At 35.6% G+C, this 15078-nt stretch carries 13 protein-coding genes; 1 reads left to right on the plus strand and 12 read right to left on the minus strand.

Features of this window, described 5'->3' with window-relative positions; genetic code table 11:
* Positions 1–9: 9 nt before the first annotated feature.
* The 12 genes from ACE01N_RS02640 to ACE01N_RS02695 form a co-directional block, all read right to left on the minus strand.
* Entirely contained in the window at positions 10–2346 is a 2337-nt protein-coding gene (locus ACE01N_RS02640; protein WP_380584531.1) for a GumC family protein, read from the minus strand.
* Positions 2347–2355: 9 nt separating this feature from the next.
* Complete coding sequence (locus tag ACE01N_RS02645; RefSeq protein ID WP_380584533.1) at positions 2356–3159, minus strand: polysaccharide biosynthesis/export family protein; 804 nt, start codon at positions 3157–3159, stop codon at positions 2356–2358.
* Between the two features lie 78 nt (positions 3160–3237).
* Positions 3238–4638, minus strand: a complete 1401-nt coding sequence (locus ACE01N_RS02650) for a sugar transferase (RefSeq protein ID WP_380584535.1) — start codon at positions 4636–4638, stop codon at positions 3238–3240.
* Positions 4639–4821: 183 nt separating this feature from the next.
* Entirely contained in the window at positions 4822–5088 is a 267-nt protein-coding gene (locus ACE01N_RS02655; RefSeq protein WP_380584537.1) for a transposase, read from the minus strand.
* Positions 5089–5732: 644 nt separating this feature from the next.
* On the minus strand, positions 5733–6509 hold the full coding sequence (gene trpA / locus ACE01N_RS02660) for a tryptophan synthase subunit alpha (protein ID WP_380584539.1): 777 nt from the start codon (positions 6507–6509) through the stop codon (positions 5733–5735).
* Positions 6510–6518: 9 nt separating this feature from the next.
* Entirely contained in the window at positions 6519–7727 is a 1209-nt protein-coding gene (gene trpB / locus ACE01N_RS02665; RefSeq protein WP_380584541.1) for a tryptophan synthase subunit beta, read from the minus strand.
* Positions 7728–7771: 44 nt separating this feature from the next.
* Positions 7772–8416: a phosphoribosylanthranilate isomerase gene (locus ACE01N_RS02670; RefSeq protein WP_380584543.1), complete on the minus strand. Its 645-nt coding sequence runs from the start codon at positions 8414–8416 to the stop codon at positions 7772–7774.
* A 136-nt stretch (positions 8417–8552) separates the two neighbouring features.
* Positions 8553–9368 carry an indole-3-glycerol phosphate synthase TrpC gene (gene trpC / locus ACE01N_RS02675; protein WP_380584545.1) on the minus strand — a complete coding sequence of 272 codons (816 nt, stop codon included), beginning with the start codon at positions 9366–9368 and terminating at the stop codon, positions 8553–8555.
* A gap of 2 nt (positions 9369–9370) precedes the next feature.
* A complete protein-coding gene (trpD, locus tag ACE01N_RS02680; protein WP_380584547.1) occupies positions 9371–10357 on the minus strand; it encodes an anthranilate phosphoribosyltransferase in 987 nt (328 codons plus the stop codon).
* A 1-nt stretch (position 10358) separates the two neighbouring features.
* Positions 10359–10931, minus strand: coding sequence for an anthranilate synthase component II (locus tag ACE01N_RS02685; protein WP_380584549.1), 573 nt, complete (start codon positions 10929–10931; stop codon positions 10359–10361).
* A gap of 45 nt (positions 10932–10976) precedes the next feature.
* On the minus strand, positions 10977–11342 hold the full coding sequence (locus ACE01N_RS02690; RefSeq protein ID WP_380584551.1) for a four helix bundle protein: 366 nt from the start codon (positions 11340–11342) through the stop codon (positions 10977–10979).
* A 54-nt stretch (positions 11343–11396) separates the two neighbouring features.
* The gene (locus tag ACE01N_RS02695; protein ID WP_380584553.1) at positions 11397–12812 is read right to left on the minus strand and encodes an anthranilate synthase component I family protein; all 1416 of its coding nucleotides are present in this window, start codon (positions 12810–12812) and stop codon (positions 11397–11399) included.
* Positions 12813–13297: 485 nt separating this feature from the next.
* Here ACE01N_RS02695 and rho point away from each other — a divergent pair, with 485 nt between their 5' ends.
* On the plus strand, positions 13298–15025 hold the full coding sequence (gene rho / locus ACE01N_RS02700; RefSeq protein WP_380584555.1) for a transcription termination factor Rho: 1728 nt from the start codon (positions 13298–13300) through the stop codon (positions 15023–15025).
* The last annotated feature ends 53 nt before the right edge of the window (positions 15026–15078 follow it).

Here is a 15078-nt window from a genome sequence, read left to right on the forward strand (position 1 = left end):
ATTGTCACATTATTTTTTTTTGCGAACATCTTCGTAGCTGCCATACCCTTTTTTAAGATAACCTTTTGAAACTCCATTAATGTGAATGCCATTCATTACTATTGCAACATTCTTCATCCCATTAATATCGATGATGTTATGAATATCTTTAATATTTCTTTTGGGACTTTTGTCTATTCTTAAGATAAATAGGCTTAAATCTGCTATTTTAGATGTTATAATGCCATCTGTAACTAAAGAGAATGGTGCATTATCTAATATTATATAATCAAACTTGGAATTTGCAACTTTGATAAAAGTCTCAAATCTGCCATTTTCCAATAATTCATTTGGGTTTTCTGGCACTTCGCCCGCAGGTGCAATATACAGGTTAGGTATTTGTGTTTTACTAATAATACTATCAAAATCGCTATCACCGTTAAGATATGAGGTTAGGCCATTATCATTGGAGGTGTCAAAAAGAACGTCTAATTTAGGTTTTCTAATATCACCTCCTACAAGTAATACTTTTTTATTGGCCATAGCAAAGATTACTGCTAAGTTTGAGGATATAAAAGATTTCCCTTCTTCAGGTAGAATTGAATTTATTGAAATTATACATTTGTCTGGATTGGGAACTAGAGTCTTTATATTATGTCTTAGTCTTCTAAATGACTCTGCTATGCCAGATCTTGGATTATCAACAACGGGGAGTTGCTTTTTATTCCCTGATGAGATTATACCGTCTAATATTGTTAAATCTGAAATGAGTTCCACCTCTTCTTTGGAACTAATAGTTGATCTGAATATATCCGTTAAAAATAGAAATAAAAATGGAATAAATAAACCTGTACCAGCTCCTAATGCAACATTAATTAACATGTTGGGCCCTACAACAGTAGATGCTTCTGGTAAGGCCTTGTCAATTATTTGAACTTTCGGAGCTGTTGATGCGTGTGACAATTCCGCTTCAGCTTTCTTTTTCAACATATAGTTATACATCGTATTGTTTAATTCAAAATTGCGTTGAATACCAATTAATTCTCGTTCAGTATCAGGTAGATTTTTTAGTCTATTTTGAATTTCACTATATCTTGAGTTTATTGAACTGATTTCGGTTTTAGTATTTGAAATAAGATTTGATAGATTTTCATTTAGACTGTTTTTAATCATGTCTATTTCTTTCTCCAAAAGAATAAAACTAGGAGTTTTTTCTTTAACGCTATAAGATAATATTTCACGTCTGTTATACAGTTCGGTTAATTTTTGTAGCATTGAAGACAAGTTATCATCGTTTATTCCAGCAACTGACGGCGAGCTAATTTGCTTTAACCTCTCAGAATCATCTAAATATTCCTGCAGATTTTTATAATATTTTAGTCGGTTACCAGATTCATATTTTTCAGTCTCAATTTCTTCTAACTTTTGATAAATAAAGTTTGCCTCCTGACTAAGGTCAACAACCTTATTTTTTTTTCGATAATCGCTAAAAACCTTTTCGGAATTTGTTAAAGAATCTTTAATCATTGCAAGCTGTTCTGTAATAAAGTTCAATGAATTCTCAGAGTTTTTTTCTTCTTCTTCAACTCCAAGCAAAATAAAAACATTATTTAGTTCATTTAAAAAATCCGCTTCTTTTTTAGGAATATTTCCGGTAACTTGCATTTTAATTACTTCAGAATTTATGTTAGGGATTTCAACATTCACTCTTTCAAGATAATTTTGAGCCATTCTGTTTATGTTATTAAACTTAAAGTAAAAGTCTCCTTTTCTTGTGTTTTCATTTTTATATAGAATAAAGTTGAAATAATCACTTTTAAAAGGTTTCCCAAACTCTATTATTTGATCAATATTAATCTGTTGGGAATATTCGTTTTTATCATCAATTTTTATTCTATACGAAGTATCGTCCAAAATAGAAATGAAAATACTGGGGCCATATAAGTTGTTTGAACCTAATGGTATAGCAACTTCAGCAGGTTCGCTTTTATAAAGTTCGATATCAAAAGGGCTATTTAAAAGGTACCATGTCGTTTGCCAATTAAGATTCTCAAGAGCTCTTTTATAGTTTGTGAATGACTGTAATATCTCTATTTGATTAGACATGTTTGAGCTTGTATTAGTTCCAAGAATGTTGTCTAGTTTAATGTTAGATTGTAAAGGATTGTTTTCCCCTTTAATTAATATTTTGCTTTCAACTTGATAAGAAGTCGGAGTTAATTTAAAAGAAATAAAGCCGATGATAATACCAATTAGCCCAAAAAGTAAAAACCATGGCCAATTTTTAACATACCGTTTTAAGGAACCATTTGAATCTCTAAATGCTTCTTCGTTTAAACTATAAGCTGAACCTTCTAGATTTTTCATAATAGAATATTAATTGTTGAATTGAAATGGTTGATACAAAAATGTTAATCCAGCGATTGTAGTTATTGTTGTTAAAAATAATTGATATGTTTGAATATTTAAATCAATTTTCTTATTTGAACTTGGTTTAACATATATGATATCGTATGGATTTAAGTAAAATCCTTCAGAATTAATAAAGTCTTTGTGTGTTAAATCCAATTTGAAAGTTTCAGTGTAATCACCTTTCTCTCTCAAAACTAGTATTTCTTTAATATCTGCATTATCTGTAATCCCATTTGCTAAACTTAAAGCTTCTAAGACGTTTAAAGATCCCTGATAATTATAATATATTCCCGGATCTTTAACCTCGCCGCTAACATTTACTCTAAAACTTAAGATTTTTACATCAACAACTGGATTCTGTAAATATTCCAAAGAGACTGTTTGTATTTTCTTACGGGCTTCATCAATTGTTAGACCGCTTATTTTTATTTTACCAAGAATAGGAAGAGTTATATTTCCTAAGGAATCCACTTGATAACCGTTTATATATTGCGATACTTGATCTCCGTACATCTGTTGGGTCCCTGTCATATAACCGCCGACTTGACCAGCGGGACTAAATAATTGATTCACTTCTGGATCAACGGTTTTAATGCTAACATATAAATTGTCATTTCCTCTCAATTTGTATGTAGGAGTATGACTTATGGAAGAAGCTATTAATTGGTTGTCTGAGATATCTTGAAAATAAGTTATATTTTTAACATTCCGACAGGAGCAAACTAAGACTAATAGTAGGGCTAAAAAGATGAATTTTATTGTTCTCATTTTGTAAAATAATAATGTTTAAACATGGTTTAATAAATAAGTTGAAAAAATTTTAAGAATTGAAAAAGCATAAATTATCTATTGTCCATCACCAGTTAATACAACTCTTACTGTTTTAAGTAATATGAGAAAGTCAAGTTTCAAAGACCAGTTATCAATATATTGCATATCCATTTTCATCCATTCATGGAAGGGAATATTATTCCGTCCGGATACTTGCCAAATACAGGTAATCCCTGGTTTCATACTTAATCGTCTGGATTGCCATCTTTCATATTGTTTGACTTCAGAAGGTATAGGTGGTCTGGGACCTACAATTGACATATCTCCTCGTAGAACATTTATAAATTGTGGCAGCTCATCTAAAGAGGTTTTTCGTAAAAATTGTCCTATCTTAGTAATGCGGGGATCATTTTTAATCTTAAATACGGGTCCTTCCTGTTCATTTAGATGCATTAGTTTGGCTTTTAATTCTTCTGCATTTGTAACCATCGTTCTGAATTTCAAACAGTAAAAATGTTTTCCATGTAAGCCCATTCTTTTTTGTTTGAAGAATATGGGCCCTCCATCAAGTTTAATTAAAGCTGCAATAATTAGCATTAAAGGAGAGATAAGTATTAATATAAATCCAGAGATTAATACATCACTCAGTACCTTCATTTTTAAAGCGATATAATTATCTGGAGTATTTCTAAAGGTCAAAAAGGGCATTTGACTTAAATAGGATACTTTCGATTGTACCTTTACAAAACTCAATAGTTGTGACTGCATTCTAAAAACAACGCCTACTTCTGCACAAGTATAGATATAGTTTTGAATTTCATTCTGATCAAAAAAACTTTTACAATAAATAACCTCTTCGATAGCTACATTATCAATGATATCAGATAATTCAACATCAGACTCGTAGATTTTACATTCCTTACTATATTTTGATATAATCTGTTCATCTGTAGTTAGAATTCCATAGATTTTATACCCCCAGTCAGGGATTTCTAATAATCTCTCAATAAAATAGTCAGAGTGTTCGTCTGCAATAATTAATACTAATCTGGTATTGTAGCCTCTACGCCTGAAAAATTTCATTGTTGAGTAAAGGAAAAATTTAAACGAGAATAATGCTAGTAAATTTAAAAGAGCAAAAACTCCCAATACACCTCTTGAAATATTATCGAAATCCAATAATACAATAGCTGTATAAAGTAATATATTTCCTACTAATAGTGCAGTAAAATACTCTAAGAAAAGCGTTGAATACATCTTAAACCGTAACATTTTGCCCAGTCCAAACTGATCCAGCAAAATAAACCAAATTAAAACAACAAGTATTGTCAAATACTGATAGTCTGTAACATCTTTAGGCAATGGACGAATAAACTTGTCAGACAACCAATGAGCTGCAATAAATGTTGCAACGGTTAGCAAGACTTGAATAAAGACGCTGGTTTTTTCAAGGATGGGTTCACGTTCTTTAATCATGATGAGGATGTTTTATATTATGTTGAGGATAATGGGATATAAAATATTCAGAAGTACCGGTACAATAACCGGTATAATGGTCAGTTAACAAATTTAATATTTTATATTGAATAATACTCACTTGAAATATTTTATTAGTTTGATATATGAGCCAATGTAAAATCCTGATAGCTAATCATTATATTATGATAATTTCTCCAGTTTTTTACGTAACGACATGTTCTCCAGACTGAGCTCTGCAAACATGCGTTTCAGTCTGTCATTTTCTTCTTCCAGTTCCAGAATTCTACAGCTTTCAGCAAGGTTTAAACCTTCATACTTTTTCTTCCAGTTGTAGAAGGTTGCCATGCTGATATTATACTTTTTGAGTATCTCCTGTACCGTTAATCCGACCTCATGTTCCCGGAGAATCTTTTTAATTTTAGACTGAGGAAATTTTGGTTTATTCATGCTGATATCTTTATCTTAAGAGGTTCTTTTAATGTATCTAATATGACCAAATCTGGTTTGGAATTTCGCTAAAAGACACAGGCAAGCCTACTGTCAGTCACATTTTCTTTCTTTTATTCTGACAAAATAGTTCCTGGGAGCCAAACAGTACGAATTTCAATTGAGTCAAGCCCCGTGACCGCAATTGTAGGTTAGCATTAATTCTAAAAACAAATTTAGAGTACAATAAAGGGTGTGGCAATTGGTGATACTACTTAAATTACCTTTTTTTTCATAGTAGGGAAAATACCCATTGTCGTATGTTTAAATTCCTTAAAAACTTATATTTAAGTGTATATTAAAATTTTGTTTCACACAGAATATATATAGTAATCGACATATATAGAATGCGTGATGTGTAATTTAAAACTGGTACAAATAGACGAATAAAATGGTTCTTATATTAGAAAAAGAATTATATTTTCTAATATATGATTGCTATAACTATATTTAATGCGCATATAGTCAGTGTTTTAAGTCCTATTGTAATAGTTAGAATATATATTTTGTGTTTATAGTATCTGTTTGTGATTTTCGGATTAAATTATTGTATTACAAGTATATGTGAATTTGTAATTTGTATAATCGACAGTCATAAATTGATCTTATAAGTTGATAACTGATTTTATAAATCTTTCAATATTTATATTTATATCTCTGTTCATTTCCAATGACTGTACAAATGCACTTCCTATAATAGCTCCGTTTGCATAATTACATGCATTTTCAAAGGTTGGTTTATCCTTAATCCCAAAACCAATTAATCTTGGTGAATTAAGTTTAAGATCTTTAATGCGCTCGAAATATGCAGTTTGTTGTTCGTTGATGCCAGTTGTTGTGCCGGTTGTTGATGCTGATGAAACCATATATATAAATCCACCGGTCAATTCATCAATTTGTTTCACGCGGTTACTACTCGTTTGTGGTGTAATAAGAAATATGTTATGAAGATTATAGGCTTCAAACAGTTTTTTAAAATCTCTTAAATATTCGTTGAGTGGAAGATCCGGGAGGATTAGCCCGTCGATACCAACCTCAAGGCACTTTTTCGCAAAACGTTCAATACCGTATTTAAATACAGGGTTCAGGTAGCCCATTAAAAGCAGTGGGATTTTTACCTTATCACGGATATCTTTTAATTGTTCAAAAAGAAGGTTCAGGGTCATACCATTTTTTAAGGCTTGTTCACTTGTTTTTTGAATAACAGGACCATCGGCTAACGGATCACTAAATGGCATTCCAATCTCAATCATATCTGCACCTGATTCTTCAAGCTTTTTAATGATGGTAACAGTATCATTGAGATTCGGATGACCGGCAGTGAAAAATACCGATAATATATTGTTTTTCTTTTTCTGAAAAAGGATGTCTATTCTGTTCATTGATTTGTATTAAAGGATGTTTCGTTTCATCATTTCAGTCATATAAGCTTCCATATCTTTGTCTCCGCGGCCTGATATTGTTATTACAACTGTTTCATCCGGGCCAAACTTTTTTAGGTCAAGTGCTGCCAATGCATGCGCTGATTCCAGTGCAGGAATAATGCCCTCAATTTCGGTCAGGGTAAAAGCGGCATTTAATGCTTCCTGATCGGTGGCGCTCAGAAATTCAGCCCTTCCGCTGTTAAACAGATTGGCATGTAAAGGACCAATTCCAGGATAATCCAGTCCGGCAGAAATAGAATATGGCTCAATGATTTGCCCGTCATTATCCTGCATTAGGAGAGTTTTGCTTCCATGAATAATACCGGTGTCACCTGTTTTGGTTGTAGCGGCAGTTTCTCCTGTATCAACTCCCAATCCTGCAGCTTCTACCGCAATCAGGTTTACATCCTCATCATTCAGAAAATGATAAAATGAACCAGCAGCATTACTTCCTCCACCAACACAAGCAATGACATGATCCGGTTTCTCATTGCCGGTTTTCTCTTTTAGTTGCCATCTTAATTCTTCACTGATCACCGACTGGAAGAGTGCAACCATATCGGGATAGGGGTGAGGTCCTACTACAGATCCGATCAGATAATATGTATCTTCCGGATGATTAATCCAGTCACGTATTGCTTCATTGGTAGCATCTTTAAGCGTTTTATTCCCACAGGTAGCTGCCTTGACCTCTGCTCCCAGCATTTTCATTCTGGCAACATTCGGGGCCTGTCGTTTAATGTCGGTTTCACCCATATAAACAATGCATTGTAGTCCCATTAGGGCACAAACCGTAGCTGTAGCTACACCATGCTGTCCGGCACCGGTTTCTGCAATGATACGGTTCTTACCCATATGCCTTGCCAGCAGTATCTGGCCAATGGTATTATTAAGCTTATGTGAACCGGTATGGTTCAGATCTTCTCTCTTAAGATAAATCTTTGTATTATACTTCCTGCTCAGATTTTTAGCATAATAAAGTGGACTTGGTCTGCCGGCATAATCCTTTTGTAATTCTGCAAATTCTTTTTGAAACGCTTCCGAAAATATAACGGGTTCATATGTTTCCAGAAGTTGGTCAATATTGGGTTGTAGCATTTCGGGTATGTATGCTCCTCCAAAATCGCCGTAGAATCCTTCCTGATTTGCAAGATATTTAGAATGTATTCTTCTCATTTTATAAATTTTATTGTGCAATCAATATTTTAATAATAAGGCGGTTAAAAGTCCCATTTAGGTTCATTCGCCCTGATGTTTGTCAAAAAAGTAGTAAGTTGGTTAACATCCTTTAATCCGGGTTCAGTTTCAAATTTGCTATTCAAATCCAATGCATAAATATTCAGATTGCCCAGATCGGAAATTGCAGATTCATCACCGGGGCCTATTCCTCCACTCATGAAGATAGGTTTACTATTGTTATAACGGTTTAAAATATGCCAGTCGAATTTCGTTCCGCTACCCCCGTATGCCGAAGTTTTGGTGTCAAACAAAAAATAGTCGCAACTTACTTCATAAGACTTCAACTGATTAAAATCGAAATGTTCATCAATCCGGAAAGCTTTGATAATTATAAATCCCAGATCGTGTAACCGGTCGCAAAATTGAGGTGTTTCTTCTCCATGAAGCTGCAATGCTGTCAGGTCATATATTTTAGCCAAATCCAGAATGTTTTCAAATGTTTCATTCACAAAAACTCCTGTCTTAATGATTGATGGAGGCAATGACTCCTTAATTTCAGGATTAAGTTTGCCGACCACATAGCGCGGCGATTTGGGATAGAATATAAAACCCATGAAGTCCGGATTTAATGCGGAAACATCCTTAATGTTGTCCTTATATAGCATCCCACATACCTTAATTTTCATTTTTTGAATTTTAGAATCAAGTATCAGGTATCAAGTATCATGATTTTGTTTAATGGAGTCAGTCAGTTGTTAAGTTGTCTTTACCAGACTTCTGGCTTGTTGCCATATTTTTAACTCCAGATAATTATACATCATATTAATTTTTATCTTGATTCTGGTGTCTTGATACCTGTGTCTTTAATGTTTTTATAAAATCAATACAAGCTTGCCCCGGATCATTGGTTTTCATGAAATTTTCGCCAATAAGAAAACCTTCAAAACCAAATTGCTTCAGGTATTGAATGTTCTTTATATCGCTGATTCCGCTTTCGGCTACCTTAACACAATTCTCAGGAATAAACTTTCCAACTTCAACCGAGGTGTCAATATTAACCTCAAAGGTTTTCAGGTTTCTATTGTTGACGCCGACAATTTCGATGATGGGATCGTACTTTTCAAGTTCTTCAGCATTATGAACCTCAAACAAAACTTCAAGGCCAAGGGAGTATGCATACTGAGCCATTGATTTTACTTCATCTTTCTCAAGTATCGCTGCAATCAAAAGGATAGCACTTGCCCCTATTGCACGGGCTTCCAGAATTTGAAACGGATCAATAATAAAGTCTTTTCTAAGAATTGGGATCGTTGTTACATCGCGTGCATCGGTGAGGTCCTGTGCGGTTCCTCCGAAAAATGCTTTGTCCGTTAGAACCGAAATAGCACTGGCACCTGCTTGTTCGTAATTTCGGGTTACATCCTGAACCTGCGCATTCCCATTTATCAGTCCTTTTGAAGGTGATTTACGTTTAAATTCGCAGATAATTCCCGACTTTCCCGGATCCTGTAAAAATGTTTTTAAAGACGGAATAGAAGCGGAACTGATGCTTTTCTCCAGCTGTTTTTCAGAAATCATCACCTTTTTTTCGGCAACTTCTACTTTTTTATTGGCTACTATCTTATCGAGAATATTCATGATCAGTTCGTAATCTGTTTTAGTACGTTTAGCGCTTTACCACCCATAAGTGATTCGCGCGCATCTTCTATGCAGCCCTCTAGTGTTTTGGAATTTCTGATGCATTTCAGGGCCATTCCGGCATTCGACAAAACGGCGTTATTCTGGGCTTCGGTTCCTTGGCCGGAAAGAACGGATTCGAAAATTTCGGCAGCTTCCTTTACGGAATGTCCTGCAAATAATTCTTCCTCTTTCAGTTGTCTGAACCCAAGATCTTCCGGTCGCATCACTTCTTCGGTTACGTTGGTCGTGATCTTGAAATCTCCGGTGAGTGAAATTTCATCATAGCCGTCAAGCGAATGTATAATAATGTAGTTTGTATCCGTTTGCTGAAGAATATAATTGTACATCCTCATTGTTTCGAGGTTGTAAACGCCGGCCATCTGGTTTTGCGGTTTCGACGGATTAATGATAGGACCAAGCACATTAAAAAAGGTTTTCATCCCAAGCTCTCTGCGTATTGGCGCTACAGCTTTCATGGCCGGATGAAACAATGGGGCATGCAAAAAACAGATGTTGTGGTTATCAATCTGATTTTTCAGTTTATCCACGTCGTCGGTAAACTTGTAGCCGAAATATTCCATCACATTGCTGGATCCGCACGAAGATGAAACGCTGTAATTTCCGTGTTTAGCAACCTTTTCACCAGCACCGGCAACCACAAGAGAAGAAAGGGTTGAGATGTTGAACGTATTTTTACTGTCACCTCCGGTTCCGCATAAATCAATAGTATTAAAATCACTAAAATCAACTGGAAGGCACAACTCCTGAAGGGTTTCGCGAAATCCACTCAATTCGTCTACCGTAATGGAACGCATCATGAATACGGTAAGGAATGCTGCAATCTGAGAATTATTAACTTCTCCTTTCGAAATGGCGTACAAAGCCTCTTTCGCTTCTTTTTTAGTCAGCGTTTGATGTTCTGCAAGTCGTTGTAATATCTTTTTCATCTCAGCAATTTTCTAACCAGTTTTTAATCATTTTCTTTCCCTCTGGTGTTAGTATTGACTCAGGATGGAATTGTACGCCTCTGACATTATGTGCCTGGTGGCGTATTCCCATAATTGCACCTTTGTCATCAACAGAGGTAATATGCATTTCTTTGGGAAGGTCTTCTTTGCTTACAACCCACGAATGATAACGACCCGCTTCAAATTCTTCTGAAACATTTTGATAAAGCAATTCTTCTTTATCAGTAATTCGCATGGTAGTTGCCACACCGTGGTAAACCTTGTTCAGGTTGTAGATGCTTCCGCCATAAACCTCTGCGATAGCCTGACATCCCAAACAGACACCAAAAATGGACTTGCTTTCACCCCATCGTTTAATCAGGGGTTTAAGAATTCCTGCTTCGTCAGGAATGCCAGGTCCGGGAGAAAGAAGTATTTTATCATATTTCCCGACTTCCTCAACTGAAATTTCATCATTCCTATATACATCAACCTGCGCAGTACTTAATTCCTTTAAATAATGTACCAGGTTGTATGTAAAACTGTCGTAATTATCAAGCACTAATATTTTCATCTTTTGATAATTTATATATTTAACTATTGTATCAAGTATCAGGAATCAAGACTCAAGATTCTGTTTTAGTGATTCACTGAGACGATAGATCATTTTTTGAATTTCTTTAAGATCTTTGATGATAGGGTTAATATTTTCTTCTGACACATAACCCAGATCAATGCATAAAAATAATTGTGTCTCTAATTCAAATGCTGAGCCGTTTGCGATTGAAAGAAATCGAACAAATTCTTTATTTGTATGTCTTCCTGCACCTTCGGCAATGTTTGATGGTATAGATAAAACTGCACGTTGCATCTGACTAATTAAAACATATTGTTGATTTTGATCTATTGATTCTGTTAAAGTATAAATAGATTTTACCAAACTTCTGGCTTGTTGCCATATTTTTAACTCCAGATAATTATGCATCCTAAATTATTTTAGTTAATCTTGATACCTGTGTCCTGATACCTGTGTCTCTAACTATATTTCTTTGGCTGTTTCTATTGCTTTCTTCAAAGCCCCCAGCTTATTATTAACTTCGTTAAGCTCGCTTTCTTCCTTCGATTCTGAAACGATTCCTGCACCGGCCTGATAATAAAGTGTATTGTTTTTACATAAAAATGAACGAATCATTATGGCATGGTTCACATCGCCATTGAATCCAAGAAAACCGATGGCTCCACCATAATAGCCTCTTGCTTCAGATTCATATTTATCAATCAGTTCCATTGCTTTATACTTTGGTGCTCCAGATAATGTTCCTGCCGGGAATGTGTTTCCTAAAACTTCGATAGGGTTCGTGCCTTTGTTCAGCTTGCCACTCACCTCGGAAACTAGGTGAAGCACGTGAGAATAATATTGAACCTCCCGATAGGTTTCAACTATAACATGATCCGAATTACGGCTCAGATCATTTCTTGCCAGGTCTACCAACATTACATGCTCGGCATTTTCTTTTTCATCCTTACAAAGTTTATCTGCCAGAATTCTGTCTTGTTCGTCATTTCCGGTTCTTTTAAAGGTCCCGGCAATCGGATTAATAATTGCTTTGCCTTTTTCAACCTTAATTTCCGCCTCCGGGGATGATCCGAATATTTTATATCCGCCAAAGTCGAAATAAAACAGATAAGGAGAGGGATTGATGTTTCTTAAAGCACGATACACATTAAACTCATCACCTTTAAATTTTTGAGAAAACCGTCTTGAAAGTACGATTTGAAAAACATCGCCTCTGAAGCAGTGCGACTTTCCGTGCGTAACCATATTCATATATTCCTGATCTGTCAGGTTGGAGACTTCATCCATTGAAGGGTGAAATTTATGGGCGCCCAGTTTTTTATCGTTCAGGATCACCTTAATTCTGTCCAGTGTCCTGTCCTCACCTTCCATAAGGTTTTCGGTCAGATATATCCGGTTGTTAAAATGGTCGAACGTAATAATATAACGGTAAAAGAAATAGCGCATCTCAGGAATATGGTATCCTTCCGGTTCGGGCGAACTGAATTTGATGTTTTCGAAATACTGAACTGCGTCATAAGCACTGTACCCGAAAATACCGTTGTTATTCATGTCTTCACCCAATCTGAAAATGTCGAATGAATCCAGAAACTTTTTGAGCTCATCCACAACTTTAACTGAACCGGTAATTTCCCTGTCTTCTTTAGATCCGTCAGCGTATAGGATTTTTATCCGATTTTGGTTGACCTCAAATCCTCCTCTGACATCGAAACAGATAAAACTGCGGCTGTTACGGTTCCCGTGATAATCTGAACTTTCGAGCAGTGATGTATTGGGAAATTTGTCCCGCAACTTCAGGTAAATGCTGACAGGAGTTTCCGTGTCGGTTATTCCTGCCGGTAATGCCTGTGTGTGTGCTAAAATCTTTATCGACTTCATATATGTTGTAATTTAAAATCTAAAAAAAAAGACCTGCCGGGAATTCCGACAGGTCTTATATTTTTAACATAGAATGACCAGTTTATTTCCCGGATTTAAGAAATAATCTGTGCCACCACCATGTATTTGTTTCGAAGAATGTCATTTTGTTTGTTTCTTTTGCAAAAGTAAGACAATTTTTAAAAAAACAAAATATTCTGATTTACAATGCTGCTAAATGAAAATATGCATCGATATAAACAAAATGTAAATCAGGATGTTGTTAGATTATTGTAACGTGAAATTATGATTACGAGATATAAGTTTTGTTAAACCTTATTTGAAAATCCGTCGGGTTGCTAAAAAAGTTTTGCACAATTGTTAATTTGATTTATATTTGCACCCACAGGACTACAACGTTTTTGATTCAAACTCACAACGTTTTTCTAAGATAATCATATAAATTTATTTATCCTTTCATTTACTAGTGATATAATCATTTAATTATGTATGACATTATTGAGTTAAGCAATAAGCTTTTACCAGATTTGAGGGCAATTGCGAAAGACCTGGATATCAAAAGTGTTGAAAAATACAGGAAACAGGATTTGATTTATAAAATTCTTGATGTTCAGGCTGTAAAGGCTTCAGAAGGATCCGGAGCAGATGCAGATAAAAAGCAAAGACCCAGAAGAACACGAATAAAAGTATCTGGAGAAGCTGCTGCTTCAGCAACTTCTGAAGGGAAGTTTGTTAAACGAAATGCCGTTAAACCTGAAGAAGAAAAAAATACCAAAGAAGAAAAGGAATCATCCAAACCTGTGATCAACACGCGTTATGAATCTCAAAGTAACGATGATTACAAGGCACCTCCAAAGGTTGAGAAAAAAAGAGAGATCACAACTTCTTCATTTAAAAAGGCAAATAAAGAGAGACCGGGTAATGGTAATGGCAATACTAAGCCTCAACCCTGGCAACAAAACGGGGATAACAGGCCCCGTCAGCAAAGCAATAATAATGGGAATGGAGGTTCTCAGCAAACGAGACCTGCTGCGCCTAAGGAGAAAAAGCAACAGGATCTTCCTGATGGATTAGACAAGAACTTTGAGTTTGATGGAATTATTTCAAGTTCCGGTGTTCTTGAAATCATGCAGGATGGTTACGGATTCTTGCGTTCTTCGGATTTTAATTATCTGAATTCACCGGACGATATATATGTATCGCAGTCGCAGATTAAATTATTTGGGTTAAAAACCGGTGATACAGTTACCGGAACTATCCGTCCTCCCAAAGAGGGCGAAAAATATTTTCCGTTAATAAAGATCAGTACCATCAATGGACGCTCACCTGATGAGATACGTGATAGGGTTCCGTTTGATCACCTTACACCGTTGTTCCCAAATGAGAAGTTCAACTTATGTGGTGGAAAACATTCCAATATTTCAACACGAGTTGTGGATATGTTTTCTCCCATCGGTAAAGGGCAGCGCGGTTTAATTGTGGCTCAGCCGAAAACCGGTAAAACAGTGCTGTTGAAAGACATCGCCAACGCTATCTCGGAAAATAATCCGGAAGTTTATTTGTTAATCCTGTTGATTGACGAACGTCCGGAAGAAGTAACAGATATGGCACGCAGCGTAAATGCAGAAGTTATTGCATCAACATTTGATGAACCTGCCGACCGTCACGTGAAAGTTGCTAACATTGTGTTGGAAAAAGCCAAGCGAATGGTTGAATGTGGTCACGATGTAGTTATTCTTTTAGACTCTATTACACGTTTGGCGCGTGCTTACAATACTGTAGCTCCGGCATCAGGTAAAGTGTTGTCCGGTGGTGTGGATGCAAATGCATTACACAAACCAAAACGGTTCTTTGGTGCTGCACGTAATATTGAAGAAGGCGGATCACTTACTATTTTGGCAACAGCGTTGACCGAGACCGGTTCAAAAATGGACGATGTAATTTTTGAAGAGTTTAAAGGAACCGGTAACATGGAATTGCAGCTTGACCGCAAACTTTCAAACCGTCGTATTTTCCCTTCTGTGGATATCATTGCTTCAAGTACACGTCGCGAAGATTTGTTGCTTGATTCTGAATTCCTCAACAGAATGTGGATACTGCGTAAGTTCTTAAGCGATATGACTTCCCTGGAAGCAATGGAATTCCTGAAAGACAGACTGGTAAAAACCAGTAGTAACGAAGAATTCCTGATTACAATGAATCAGGGCTATTAATATTAAACAAAAGGATATTAAAGGTCTGCTCTATAAGGGGCAGACTTTTCTGT

Source organism: Quyinboa ferrireducens (assembly GCF_042436675.1).
Lineage (GTDB): Bacteria > Bacteroidota > Bacteroidia > Bacteroidales > UBA5342 > JBHJHP01.

What these genes read in the sequence shown, in the direction of transcription:
- ACE01N_RS02640 (WP_380584531.1), bottom strand. Translation starts at nt 2,346, where the DNA reads ATGAAAAATCTAGAAGGTTCAGCTTATAGTTTAAACGAAGAAGCATTT.
- ACE01N_RS02645 (WP_380584533.1), bottom strand. Translation starts at nt 3,159, where the DNA reads ATGAGAACAATAAAATTCATCTTTTTAGCCCTACTATTAGTCTTAGTT.
- ACE01N_RS02650 (WP_380584535.1), bottom strand. Translation starts at nt 4,638, where the DNA reads ATGATTAAAGAACGTGAACCCATCCTTGAAAAAACCAGCGTCTTTATT.
- ACE01N_RS02655 (WP_380584537.1), bottom strand. Translation starts at nt 5,088, where the DNA reads ATGAATAAACCAAAATTTCCTCAGTCTAAAATTAAAAAGATTCTCCGG.
- trpA (WP_380584539.1), bottom strand. Translation starts at nt 6,509, where the DNA reads ATGAACAGAATAGACATCCTTTTTCAGAAAAAGAAAAACAATATATTA.
- trpB (WP_380584541.1), bottom strand. Translation starts at nt 7,727, where the DNA reads ATGAGAAGAATACATTCTAAATATCTTGCAAATCAGGAAGGATTCTAC.
- ACE01N_RS02670 (WP_380584543.1), bottom strand. Translation starts at nt 8,416, where the DNA reads ATGAAAATTAAGGTATGTGGGATGCTATATAAGGACAACATTAAGGAT.
- trpC (WP_380584545.1), bottom strand. Translation starts at nt 9,368, where the DNA reads ATGAATATTCTCGATAAGATAGTAGCCAATAAAAAAGTAGAAGTTGCC.
- trpD (WP_380584547.1), bottom strand. Translation starts at nt 10,357, where the DNA reads ATGAAAAAGATATTACAACGACTTGCAGAACATCAAACGCTGACTAAA.
- ACE01N_RS02685 (WP_380584549.1), bottom strand. Translation starts at nt 10,931, where the DNA reads ATGAAAATATTAGTGCTTGATAATTACGACAGTTTTACATACAACCTG.
- ACE01N_RS02690 (WP_380584551.1), bottom strand. Translation starts at nt 11,342, where the DNA reads ATGCATAATTATCTGGAGTTAAAAATATGGCAACAAGCCAGAAGTTTG.
- ACE01N_RS02695 (WP_380584553.1), bottom strand. Translation starts at nt 12,812, where the DNA reads ATGAAGTCGATAAAGATTTTAGCACACACACAGGCATTACCGGCAGGA.
- rho (WP_380584555.1), top strand. Translation starts at nt 13,298, where the DNA reads ATGTATGACATTATTGAGTTAAGCAATAAGCTTTTACCAGATTTGAGG.